Source organism: Eximiradius sp. (assembly GCA_937127445.1).
Taxonomy (GTDB): domain Bacteria; phylum Bacteroidota; class Ignavibacteria; order Kapaibacteriales; family UBA2268; genus JAKIZO01.
Genome location: CAKZLY010000015.1, coordinates 264,360 through 277,812, shown reverse-complemented (window position 1 = coordinate 277,812; position 13,453 = coordinate 264,360). Strand labels below are relative to the sequence as shown.

The 13,453-nt window shown below is 37.1% G+C and carries 6 protein-coding genes; all 6 read left to right on the top strand.

Going from position 1 to position 13,453, the window contains the following annotated elements; all coding sequences use genetic code 11:
- The first annotated feature begins 62 nt into the window (after positions 1–62).
- The 6 genes from AC6QZF_RS05365 to AC6QZF_RS05340 all read left to right on the top strand — a co-directional run bounded on the left by AC6QZF_RS05365 (position 63) and on the right by AC6QZF_RS05340 (position 13,451).
- On the top strand, positions 63–2,021 hold the full coding sequence (locus AC6QZF_RS05365) for a T9SS type A sorting domain-containing protein (RefSeq protein WP_499798849.1): 1,959 nt from the start codon (positions 63–65) through the stop codon (positions 2,019–2,021).
- 45 nt (positions 2,022–2,066) lie between these two features.
- Positions 2,067–5,279 carry a TonB-dependent receptor gene (locus AC6QZF_RS05360; RefSeq protein WP_499798848.1) on the top strand — a complete coding sequence of 1,071 codons (3,213 nt, stop codon included), beginning with the start codon at positions 2,067–2,069 and terminating at the stop codon, positions 5,277–5,279.
- Positions 5,280–5,319: 40 nt separating this feature from the next.
- Positions 5,320–9,921, top strand: coding sequence for a hypothetical protein (locus tag AC6QZF_RS05355; protein WP_499798847.1), 4,602 nt, complete (start codon positions 5,320–5,322; stop codon positions 9,919–9,921).
- A gap of 72 nt (positions 9,922–9,993) precedes the next feature.
- A complete protein-coding gene (locus AC6QZF_RS05350) occupies positions 9,994–11,031 on the top strand; it encodes a PorV/PorQ family protein (RefSeq protein ID WP_499798846.1) in 1,038 nt (345 codons plus the stop codon).
- Positions 11,032–11,094: 63 nt separating this feature from the next.
- Complete coding sequence (locus AC6QZF_RS05345) at positions 11,095–12,357, top strand: 3-deoxy-D-manno-octulosonic acid transferase (RefSeq protein WP_499798845.1); 1,263 nt, start codon at positions 11,095–11,097, stop codon at positions 12,355–12,357.
- A gap of 17 nt (positions 12,358–12,374) precedes the next feature.
- Complete coding sequence (locus AC6QZF_RS05340) at positions 12,375–13,451, top strand: YncE family protein (RefSeq protein ID WP_499798844.1); 1,077 nt, start codon at positions 12,375–12,377, stop codon at positions 13,449–13,451.
- Positions 13,452–13,453 lie beyond the last annotated feature (2 nt).

Sequence of the window (13,453 nt, the reverse complement as noted above, 5' to 3'; positions counted from 1 at the left end):
TATATTTGAAAAATGTATAAAAATACATTCAATACTTTTACCAATAATTTAAGAGGTAGATAATGATGAAAAAATCTACTGTATTTTTGTTTTTGATTATTGCTTCTGCTTTAATGACTAATTCGTTATTTGCAGAAGTTATGTCTAAACAACTTCTTCCTTCTCCTGAACGCAGTATTAATTTGCCTACCGTAGGAGTTGAGAATGTCAAGTATGTAAAATCTAATTACAAAGTGCAAGCTAATTCTAAATTCGTCGTTTTTGATTCGCTTGCTAACGTCTATTCTTACGGGAATATGATGACTAACAAAGCTATCAAATATGAGCCTAAAACAAATAAATTGGTAACAATTAAACGTGGTTTCATTGATAATGATCGCTATCCAAACTACTCAGGCAACAATACTAAAAATAACTTGTTTATACGCGTTTCAAGCGATTGGGGCAAAACTTGGGAACCTGCTAAAATTGCTTACGATAAAACTGTATCCAATTTTGATGAAGCTCGCTACCCGAGTTTCCATCCGTTTGTATTTGAAAATGAATTAGCTGTTGGCTTTAATGCTTCAAGAGTAATCGAAAAACAAAGTGTTTGGACTGGACATATTGTAGGTTTCTGGAACGATAGCTACGGCTCTATTCCAATTCGCCATTCAAAAGATGTTGCCGGCTATTCTGGCTTGGAATGGGGAATTGATTCTCGTGTTTATGCAAATACTACCGAAGATGGTGAAGGCTTTTATCACCTAATTGTTAGCCGTATTTCTCCAACCAACAACCAGGATGTTGCTAATGCCAACCATATTGGATTGAGAAAAGTTATTGAACTTAGCGAATCTTCAATCCAACATATAATCCCTGATGCTTGGTCGAGCTCTAAATTCAGGACTGTCAATCCCGGTTATCGTTCAAATGAAGTTGTTGATTTCAAAGAATTTGGGAATGGTAATCTATGTCTTGCTGTTTTTGGTGGTTTCGAAGCTTATTCAATTCAAAGAAATACCTTTGGTATTTCTCTTTCAACTGATAAAGGTCGCACTTGGTCTGAATTTATTTTGCTTCCTTGGAGTGTTGTGAATAATTTTATTACCTCCAAAGGACACCCTGCTGATAGTGCTGTGTTTATTTACGACAATAAAGCTTTTACAACTTATGAATTGAACAACACTACTTTTATGTCCTTTGTTGCAAAGCTTCACGCTTATGGCACCGGCGAGACTATTTCTTATGTTGTTGAAATCAATTATAATTATAATACAGGCGTATGGAATATTTATCCAATCGCACAAGATATTGGCGGATGGATTCTTTATCAGGATATTACAGATGCTAATAATCAACGCACTAACTGGAATGATAACGAACTCGACGTTGCTCGTACTGTCGATGGACGCTATCTTTTAGCTAAATGGGTCGGATTAATTGATTACGACCCTGAAAATAGTACATTCAGAACAACAGACGTTTTTGTTTCTATCAGAAATACTTCAGAAAATTCCTGGTCTGCCCCAATAAATATTACTCAATCTGATGAATTAGATAGAATGACAATGTTGCCAGATTTAATCCCAAACGACCTGAAAAATGTTCCTATTTTCAAAATGGCAACAATTACTACTCCTGGTATGACCGAACAACAAAAATTCAATGAACAATTCTACGGTGGCAAAGATCAATATTTGCTAGTCGGCAATTTCGATATTCTTGCTTCAAGCGTCGAAGATGAAGAACCTTGCAATTGTGAAGTGAAAATTCTTCACGTTAAACCAAATCCTATCTCTTCTAATGGGTCTTTGTCTGTTACTTTCTATATGCCCAAAGAAGATAAAGCTAATTTGACAATTTTTGATGCCACAGGTAGAATAGTTGACGATCTGAAAAAATTCGATAATACATATCAATTCGGACCTAATACTATCGAAATTGATATTTCTGGAAAGAATTTGCAAACAGGAACTTATTATTTAGATATTTACAGTGGCGGTAAACGAGATACAAAAGTAATAACAATTGTTAAATAAATGTTTTGTTTATTTTTTAGCTAAGTTTGTTATAGGAGTAAAAAAATGCGGAAAATTATTCTATTGCTTCTACTTGTAGCAATAGCACTGCCAACAGATGCTTTCGCAAGTATTCACGGTGTTTTAAAAGGACGCGTTGTGGATACTGATGGCAAAGGTGTTATTGGTGCAAGTGTTCGTATCGAAGGAACAACGCGTGGTGCGGTTGTTCGTAGTCCGAATGGTGAATTTACAATTGCAAACATTGTTGCTGGAACTTACAAAGTTCGAGTTACCGCTGTCGGCAAAGCCGAATATGTTGTCGAAGTGCGTATCGTTGCCGACCAGGTTACAGAAATTAACGTAAGACTTCGTGATGAAGGCGTTCAAACAGAAGTAATCGAAGTAATTGCCAAGAAAGAATTGGTTGATAAAACCGCTATAGGCTCGAAAAACGTTCTTTCTGGCGAAGATCTCACCAATATTGCTCGCGAAGGTTTAGCAAGCGTTGTTGGTATGAGTGCCGGTGTTACAAATACTGGTGGCGGTTTCGCAATTCGCGGCAGCCGTGCTTCTGAATCTCAAATTCGTTACAATGGTCTTGATATTGGTAATCAGTTCACTGGTGGTTTCGGTGCTGCTGGTTCATACTATGCTCCTATCGTTTCTACTAACGCTACCGAAGAAGTTCAAGTACTCAAAGGGAGTTTCTCCGCAGAAGTTGGCGAAGCATTAGGTGGTGTTGTCAATACTGTTCCTAAAACTGGACGCACTGACCGCTACGAAGGTTTCTTGCGCTATAGAACTGACGCTGCTGCTCTCTGGGGACGTCAAAAAAATGGACTTAAAGTAATTCAAGATGGTACTCGATATAAAGCTATTGACTATGGTGAAGGTCACAAACTTCAAGGCAAAAACGAGCATCTTGTCGAATTCGGTGTTGGCGGTCCACTTCCTTTAATCGATGGTTCTACTTTCTATATCTCAACAAACTATCTTTATGAAAAATATCGCAACGCAAGCTATAAAATATTTGATCCTCTTGGTAATAATTTAGGACACATGCCTGATAACCAATTATGGAGAAAAAACATTACTAGTGTATTGTCTTTTGCTATTACTAACGACATTAAACTTATCACCGGCGGTATGTTCGGTATGACTAATTATGAAGTTTCTTCTCGTTCTTGGCTTTATGCAAATGATGAAGGAACGCCTCTGATGAAGAACGGTAAAGTTGATATTGTTAATGGAGTCCCCACTCCTAACGGTATTCCTGAACGCATTGCAAAACAAAATGTTGTAAACATTCAACTATCGAATATATATGCTCGTATTAATCATACATTAACTGAAAGTAGCTATTATCAGCTTACAGTATCCCAAAATATTCAAAATGAGGCAGGTTCAAGAAGAAAGAAATGGGAAGATCCAGGTTATTTCAGCGGCTTCGAACTTTATGAACCAGAAGATAAATACATATATGATGGTATTTTAAATAAATTAGTTCCTGCACCACAAGGTGTTGGTGACAAGATTATTGATATTTATCAATCACTTACAGAAATTCGTACATCCGAAGACGGATATATTAAAAAAGATTTTATTGCGAAAAATCCTTTGACTGGATATTACGAAGGTAGTGGAAATGCAACTGGTTCAAACAATGCTTATGGTTTGCCTAATGCTTATTACACTCATGGTAATTCAAGCGGCTTTGAATTTCGTGAAGGTTCCTATATACAAATAGATGGTAGCTATACTAACGTTTTCAAAACTGGTGATTTCGACCATAATGCTAAAGCTGGTTTCGAAATGCGTTTTGTTGAGCTTCATCGTCATCAAAACTCAAATCCTTGGGATGGTAATCCATTCTACGATATTTATACTGACCGCTGGGGTGGTAATATCTATGCTGATAATGAACAACTATACAAAGAATCCAGTAAACCTTTCAAACCATTCAAATTTGCTGCTTATGCTCAAGACCAATTTTCTTACAAAGGCATAATCCTTTCTGCTGGTTTGAGATTGGATATGTTTAATTCTAATTCACTCTATAGAACTGACCTTTCCAGATTTACTTCTATCGTAACTGATAGAAATACATTCAAAGATTCTGAAATGAAATATCAGGTTAGCCCAAGAATTAACATTACTTATCCAATTACTGAAAAATCAAACCTTTCTATTGCTTACGGTATGTATTTTAAAACGCCCCTTCTTTCGAACATCTACGATAACTTTAATGTTTCAAGAATTCGCTCCGGCAGTAGTTTAGGAAATCCTAATATGGAAGCTGAAAAGAGTCGTCAATACGAAGTCGCTTATAGAAATCAATTGTCGGAAGACTTCTCGATGACTATTACTTCATATTTCAAAGATACATATAATCAATTAGGGGTTATCTATGTTGCTGCTACTCCCGATCCTTTCTATTTGCTCGACGTTACTGAATACAGTAATTCTCGCGGTATCGAATTCGAACTTTATAAGCGTGCTTCCAATAATTTAGGTTTTCAGATAAATTATACGTTGTCCTATTCTGATGGTACTTCTTCGAGTGCATTTGATAACGCAGGAATCGATATTGACCCATATTCTCAAAAACCAACTTTCCCACTGGCTACTTATCCTCTTGATAACGATGTTCGCCACGTAATTAACTATAACATTTTCTTCTATTGGCAAAAAGGAGAAGGTCCTTCAATCGGTGGTATTTATCCTCTTGAAAATACTACATTCTCATTCACAGGTGGCTATGAGTCCGGCTCCCCATATACTCGAGTTGACCTTAATGGTAGACCAATTTCAGAACGTAATGCTGAACGCGGTCCATCATATTGGAGCTTAGATGGTAGAGTTGCTAAATCTTTCTTCCTCCGTAATTGGTTCGGGCAAGGTATGAAAAATTCTCGCATCGAATTCTTTGCTGATATGCGTAATATCCTAAATATGCGTGGTCCTGCTGGTTTCTATACGACAACTGGTGACCCAATTGATGATGGACGTACATTAGATCGTGAAATTGGTACTTTCTCGGAAGTGCCTCTTTATAAAGAAGCAAATTATGCTCAAGCTGAAAGCTTCCGTTCTGACCAATATGACTCTTATGGAAATAGATTATACAATCCCATTGCTGATTTAGATGGCAATGGAATTGTTACTCAGCTCGAAAAATACCAACAGTACTTAAAAAATGCTGAAACATCAATGAAATTCCGTTCCTTATTCCGTACGCCATTTAGAATTTGGCTCGGATTTAATATGTATTTCTAATTGAGTTTATGATTAATAATATAAAGGATGTAAAAAGAATATGAATCCTAAAAAATTTCTGCTAATACTTGTTGCTCTGGGGCTTTCTGCCGGTTCGCTTTTTGCTGACGTTGCTCGTGATGCGCAAGGCAAGCCTCTCTACGAAGTTCAAAGAGCAGCTCGTGGTGTCTTCGATTTGCAAAAAAATACTGTAAGCAACCTTGAATTTTACACTACTAACTACGGTATTTTTGCATTGAATACCGCTCTTAGCCAAGGTAGTGGTATTTGGCCTCGTGGTTCACAAAATCACTACATTTTCGGAGGTGGTGTTTGGTTTGCTGCCAAGAAAAAAAGACCTGGCACAGATCAATTCAGAAACTATGTTAGTGTTACTTATAACCCAAATTCAGGCGCTTCCTGGATGGTACCTGGTAGAATTGCTGATGGTGATTTAGTTGATAACGAAGCTGCAAAAAAATATAGAGTTTATTTCTCAACTGACTTCTACACTAACGATGGAAAGCCAATTAACGAAAATGATGGTCCCAACTGGCCTATCTGGGATGCTAATCCTGATCCAAACGCTGTTGTAACAAAGGATAGATATTTTGGATGGTATATTCCTGATGTTGGCATGCGCAATACCAACACTTATCCGAAAGGTCCTGCTTTCATTTCTGGCGAAGATATTTTTGCTACATTCAAAGATACTGATTTAAGCCGCTACGAAGGTGGTACAGCTCAACGCCGTCAAGAAGGTTATCCTCTTCGCCTTCAATTTGAACAAATGATATATTCTTGGGGATTCGGCGATTATCGTGATATTGTTTTCTTAGCTTATAACATTACAAATCATTCTACTGATACTTTGAGAGAATGCTGGCTCGCACCTGTTATGGACGTTGATATGGCTATCTCTTCTAATTTGAGTGCTGGTGCAGCAAACGATAGAGTAAAATTCTATAACACTGATACCACACTTAACCTTGCTTTCCAATGGACTAATACCGATCGTGGTGAACGCGGACAAGGTTTTGGCTACCTTGGTTATACATTCCTCGAGAGTCCTGCTGTAATTCAGCATTATGATACCGTTTGGACAACCGATCCTCAAACAGGTGAAAAGAAAATCGAAAGATTAGACCTTGTTATTAAAGAAGATAGCGATTTTATTCGCAAAGATAGCGCTTATTATGCTTATAGCAACCAGCTCGGTTTGCGTACTTTCAGAAACTGGTCTATTGACTACGATCCAAAAGAAGATGATGAAAGATATTCATTTATTGCTGCTGGTATTCGCGAAGGTGATACCGGTCCTGGTGATAAACGTTTTATGATGGCAACAGGCCCATTCAATATGCGTCCTATGGATACCGTTCGTGTTGTCGTTGGTATCATTCTTGCAAATACCTCGAAAGGTGGAGATGCTGATGGTTCAGAAGAAGACGTTCAAGATCTTGTAAGAAAAACAAAATTTGCTATCGACGTTTATAATAAAAATTTTGCTGCTCCAAAGCCACCTAATAGAACCGTCTTCTTGAAAGCCGAAGGTATGAATAATGCAGTTCGTATTACCTGGGATTCTACTGCCGAAGTTTCCGTTGACCCATTAGAACGTGGTATGGACTTTATGGGGTATGCTCTGTACCGTGCTCGCCGCACTGATTTAGATGCTTATGACCAAAATACTATTGCTCCAACCAGCGAATTTCCTCGTGGCAAAGGTCCTCTTGGTTGGAAACTCTTGCGCAGATGGATGATGCCTACTCCGTTCCAAAAATCATACATAAAAACAGGCGATGAAAATAATACTAATTATCCTGCAATCGATTCATTGAGAATTGTTGGTCCATACGTTGATGCTAATTATAATATTGTGGATTCGATGGTTGTTCGTGTTATGCGCATTCCACGTGGCTGTAATCTCTATCCTACTTCAGTTGTTAGAAATACGCTTTATATAGACCCAACATTTAAAGCGAACAATCCTTATCCTACAGCTCCTGTTGTAGCAAACTTTGATACAAGTTACTACTCACAGCCTTGGGGACCTTACTTCAACAGTATTGCTAATTTCAAAAAAATTACTTTAACTAATTCTCAGACTGGAGAATTAATTGACTTCCCATATGTTAGCTATAACGTTAAAGAAAGAAATTTCTTTGCTGATAGTATACTTACTGGTTTGATTTATATAAACCGTGCATTAATGAAATACAATCCACTTCTCTATCAAAAGAAATCTATAAACGTTGATACTGCTTACCTTAACTCAATTCCAGCAGATGGTTTAGTCTATTTGAAAAATAACGGGAATTTAACCCAAACTGTTGATACTGCTTATTTGAAAAATACTTTACGTTCTGCATATATAGATGGAAAACTTACATTTATTGTCGATGCCTACGTTCCGCTTCCAAAAAATCAATGGATGCAAAATGATGCTCAAGTAAACAATGCTTTGCAAGAAATCTATAAATTAATCCTTGAAGGTAAAGTATCAGACTACCATTTCCGTGAGTTCGAAAGCACTTCTGAAGTTCAGCAAAAGGTAATTCTTCCTTATATGACAAAAATCACAAATAACCGTACATTTACTGACATTGGCGACGATAATAATGATGGTGTTATTACTACTAACGACGACCCAACAAAAACAGAGAAACTAATCAATAACATACCTTATTACTACAAAATTTTAGCTTTGGACGAAGGTGACTTCAACCAACCAACACCTGGTAAATATAATGATGGTAACCCTGGACTTCCAAACTTCACTGAAGTATATCCTGCTGCTCCTCGCGCTGAAAAACGCCTAAAGTTTGAAGTAATTGATGTTGACAAAAACATTGGTGGTCTATATAATTTCAACTTCTATGCATTAGATCCTGAACGCGCTATGCAGCTATTCGGTGGCGACACTCTCGAATTAGAATTTCAGCCATACTGGTACCAACGTGAGCTGCGTTTTATGGGTCGCCCTGAAACTGATGTTAATAAATTCGGATTATATCAAAGAAGAATGACTTTGAGAAATATCAATAAAAATCAAACATTATTTGATGGTATCACATTCTTTGAAGTTCAACCATGCTATCTTGAATCATATAGAGGATTGTTCACTGAAAATGCTTTCTCTTATGTACTCTCAGATACACTGGTTCTTGACAGTATTTCGAATAAAACTGTAACATTCGGTACTCCTGAAAGCCGAGAAATAATTACTCGCTCTGGTAAATTCTCAAGCGGTAATTTCAAAGAGATGGGATATTGCTACACTTATGCAATGCTTCCACCTGCTTACGGAACTTTGGGTTTTGATTTTGATTTCGCTATCCAACAATTTGGTGGCAACTTCCGTCCAGATACAATGACTATCCACAAAGCTAAATTTGCCGACGGCGGTTCCAACCGTACTACTAATGCTTCAACTCATATTGGAATTAAGCGCAATCTCGATAGAAAACCAAATCAAGATATTGTTCTAACAACACAGCCAGTAAATTCATACTTTACATATCAAACATATGACAGAGTTGCTGGTGGTGTTACTTATGGTTCGTTCAATAATGGTCCTGGTGAATATCTTGTTGAATTCTTACCAGGTGGCGAAGAAATTATGCACTTAGAATGGGGACCTGATGGTCAAAAACAAAACAAGCGTTTCAGAGTGCCTTATCTAAACCTTCGCATTACAAACCGCATCAGCTACGAACGTCCAGCTCCTGAAAAAGGACCAAACGCAACTGAGAAAGTAACTTATCCTGATGAAATCAAACATATGTTTATCGATACTATTCCGGCTCACACTACCTCTTATTTCCAATTCCCTGCACGTTACTATCCAGATCCTCGCAATCTTGCTTATCACGGTATTAATACTAATGAATACATTGGCAAGTATAATATTGCAGCATACGGCTGGATAAACGGTCGTCGCGCTACTGCTTTGCAAGCTCCTCGTGTATTCGCTCGTCCTTATGGAACTGAACTTGCTAAAAAAGCTAAAACATACGTTGGCCAAGGAAAATATTATTTAACCGGTATTTCGGAAGATGGTCGTGATACAGTTGATTTCTGCCACGGATTGGATATCTCCGGCGTCCTGTTTGGCCTCGACTATGTAAATCGTGGCGGTCGCTTCCCGAACGAAAACGAATGGGGTAGAGCATCTGATTATACTTTCGGCGAAGACTTCAAACCAGGAGATAAAATTGTTCTCAGCACATTCGGTGGTGCTTTGGGGCTACCAATGCCCGGTGCTAAAGTTCGTGTTAAAATCTCCAAATCAATGGAAGAAGGCGAAAAATATACAGATAAACTTCTTGACCAAATTCAGGTTGTGCCTAATCCATATTACGTAACTCATCAAGGTCAACGTTCACCTTATGATGCTAAAATCTATTTCACTCGCTTGCCAAAAGTCTGTACAATTGATATTTACACTATCACTGGCGACCTTGTGATTTCGATTAAGCACGACGAAAATACTTCATCTGAAAAAGACCGTTACGCTCTAAATATTTGGGACTTACTCACTAAGAACGGACAACGTATTGCAAGCCAAACTTTAGCGGCTGTTATTACTACACCAGACGGTGCACAGACTATTAAGAATTTCTCAGTAGTTGTTGGTGGTTTCAGAATTACTACTGAATAATTAATAACTTGCGGTGTGAGGGGCTTTACCCTCCACCGTGAATGTTTAATTACTTGATAATTGGAGAATAAAATGAAAAAAATAGTATATCTTATCGCAGCTTGTTTAGTCTTGATGAGCACCAACAATCTTTTCGCATTGGAAAATACTTACGGTTCGTCCAAAGGTGGAAAAGAACTTCGTAAAGTAGGTGCCGCTGGTGCTCAATTCTTAAAAATCCCTGTTGGTGCAAGAGGAAGCGCCATCGGAGCCGCTTATTCCTCTATGGTTAACGACCTCTCTGCAATCTATTGGAATCCTGCTGGTTTAGCAGATGTCCGTGCTATGGCTGGCGAATTTTCCTACACTCAATGGCTATTCGATTTTAGCCACAACTTTGCTGCAGCTTCAATGCCAATTGGTGAAAATTTTGTAATTGCTGCAAATGTTACTTCTCTAAACAGTAGCGATATTGAAATTACTACTGTTGAACGACCAGAAGGAACTGGCTATGAATACCAAGCTTCTGATGTTGCCGTTGGTATCACTTTTGCCGGTTATCTTACTGACCAGTTCTCATTCGGAATTACTGCAAAATATGTTAATAATTCATTTGCTGAAATGGATGCTAACGGTATCGCTTTCGATGTCGGTACAATGTATAATACTGGTATTAATGACATTAAACTCGGTTTCTCTATTCACAATCTCGGAACTGAACAAAAATATACTGGTCGCGGACTTCGCTCTTCAAAAAAATATAATGATGCTCTTTGGGCAGCACCAATTGATGTAGATTATCTCTCTTATTACCATAATATTCCTATCATTTTCCGTGCTGGTCTCTCTGGCAATGTCTACAAAGATGAACAACACAAAGTTGATGCTGGTGTTGGATTTACCACTCTTTCCGATACTCCTGAACAGTTCTCAATCGGTGCCGAATACACCTGGAAAAATATGATTTCTTTCCGTGCTGGTTATGTATTCAACACTGACCAATTTGGTTTCTCGGGTGGTGTGGGTTATTCCTATTTGACTGACCAATTCTACGGAAAAATTGATTATTCTATCAGCCCAACTTTTGATATTGGTTTAGTAAATCGTATTACAATCCAAATAGGTTTGTAATTATTGCTCTATTAGTAAGATGCCGTTTACATCCGTAGGCGGCATCTTTCTATTTAACTAAATATGATTATTCTTTATAATATTGCACTGCTTATTCTCTATTTTTTCTCTTTTATTTTGAAACCATTCTTCCTAAAATTTAAAGAAAGAGAAAAAAATGTTAATTTATCACTTCAATCTCTAAATAAACTTAACCATACAAGAAAAATAATTTGGTTCCACGCCGCTTCTGTGGGTGAATTCGAACAAGCAAAACCTATTATCGAAACTCTGAAAACAAAATTCCCTGATGTACAAATCGTTTGTTCTTTTTTTTCACCTTCTGCATATAAAACCCAAGCAGAATATGAATACGCCGACGCTATATTCTATCTTCCGCTTGATTTACCAACAAACTCAAAGCTTGTAATTAATAAAATCAAACCAGATGCAGTTGTTTTCGTTCGTTACGAACTCTGGGCTAATTATCTATTGCTTTTGAAAAAATACAATGTCCCTACTTTTCTTGTTAATGCTACTGCACCAAATCAGAACTTCTTTAATAAAACACTCTTAATGAAGAAATTTTATAGATTCGTTTTTTCGCTTTTTAATGCAATTTTTGTTGTCAATTCCGAACATCTCCATTACTTTCAACAATTAAAAATAAAAACTGATATTAAAGTTCTTCCAGATACCCGTTTCGATAGAATTGTTCAAAAAGTCAAGACCGCTAAATCTAAACCGATTATTTCAACTTCTTCTTTCTCAGATAAATTTATTTTTGTTGCAGGAAGCATTTGGGAAAAAGATTTTGAAATAATTGCAAACGCTCTAATCAAATATAATTTCAGTAATTTAAATAAAATTACATCTATTCTGGTTCCTCACGAGCCAAACGAAACTTTTCTCCAATCCATCGAAACTGTTTTCCCAAATTCAATTAGATTGTCAAAACTTCTGTCTGAACCGCAGACTGTTCAACCTGGTGGCGTTGTCCTTGTCGATAACGTTGGAAAGCTCTTGATGCTATATTCAAACGCTCATTTTGCTTATGTTGGTGGTGCTTTTGGAGTGGGTGTTCATTCTCTCACAGAACCTGCGGGATACGGCATCCCTGTTGCCTGTGGTCCGAATTGCTTTAATTCACCTGATGCCAAGCCTATGCTTGAAGGCAATGCGCTATCAATAATACATAATTCTAAAGATCTCCACCGCTGGATAACAGAATTAACGATTGATAAATCTACATATAACTCCCGTTCCAAAGCTTCCCGAGATTATGTTTATTCCAAAGTTGGTTCTTCTGATAAATTTGTTGAATTTTTATCTCATTCTCTACAATGATTTTTCAAAAAATTACATTGTCAATTCTAATTTTAATTTTGTGTGTTTCTTGTATTAGAACACCAAATTCACCAGAAACCTCAGATTTTATTATTGGGGAAAATGGCGTTTTCATTCTTTGCGAAGGGCTTTGGGGAAGCGATAATGCATCTATTTCTCGTTTAGATTTAATGAATGGGATAATTATTAATCAATATTTCAGAAGAGCTAATCCAGAACTTAGAATTGGCGATACTGCCTCCGACATTGAAATCAAAGGTGATACTGTTTTCGTGTCTGTTTCTACCAGTTCAACAATAGAAGTTTTTAATAAAATTAATGGAAAATCTATTGGCAGAATATTTCTTCCTCAAAATTCAATGCCACGCGATATTGTTGTTATCAACGATACTACCGCCTACGTTACTTTACTTTTTAAAAACCAAGTTGCAATATTCAACCCAAAAACTCTAACATATGAAGGCGAAACAATTGATGTCGGCCCTTTTCCTGAGGGTGCAACAAGACTTGGTAATTATCTTTATGTTGCTAATTCTGGCTATGGCGATTTTTTCCACAATGCTCCGAAAGCCGGCTCTCTGTCCATTGTTGATATTAACAGTTCCAAAGAGTTCAAAAACATCTTTTGCGGGAAAAATCTTATCGAAGTAGTTGCAAATAGCAAATACAATCGTATTTACGCTGCCTACTATAATCTTCCTTCGCTTCCTGATTCCCTTGGTGGGATCGTAGAAATTGATGCTTCTACACATCAAATCACTCGCCAATGGCGTACACGCCCGACTGATCTGACGCTTTCTCCCTCTTTGGACACTCTTTATTTTCTTCAAGGAAATACTGATGCAATTTCTGGTGTGTTCTTCATCCAATTAAATAAATCATTCGCTCAAATTGAACCAAAAACTATAAATAAAAATCCAAATTCAATTTGGTATTCGCTTTCAATTAGTCCTGATGCTTCTCTTGTTTTAGTTGGTAATGCAAAAAGATTTACTTCAAATGGAGAACTCTTGATTTTCAAAAATAATTTCGATTCTATACCAATAAAAACTTATTCCATAGGTGTCAATCCAAATAAAATTATATTCTTCTGATA

Coding starts and splice junctions, on each gene's coding strand:
- AC6QZF_RS05355 (WP_499798847.1), top strand. CDS start 5,320: ATGAATCCTAAAAAATTTCTGCTAATACTTGTTGCTCTGGGGCTTTCT.
- AC6QZF_RS05345 (WP_499798845.1), top strand. CDS start 11,095: ATGATTATTCTTTATAATATTGCACTGCTTATTCTCTATTTTTTCTCT.
- AC6QZF_RS05365 (WP_499798849.1), top strand. CDS start 63: ATGATGAAAAAATCTACTGTATTTTTGTTTTTGATTATTGCTTCTGCT.
- AC6QZF_RS05360 (WP_499798848.1), top strand. CDS start 2,067: ATGCGGAAAATTATTCTATTGCTTCTACTTGTAGCAATAGCACTGCCA.
- AC6QZF_RS05350 (WP_499798846.1), top strand. CDS start 9,994: ATGAAAAAAATAGTATATCTTATCGCAGCTTGTTTAGTCTTGATGAGC.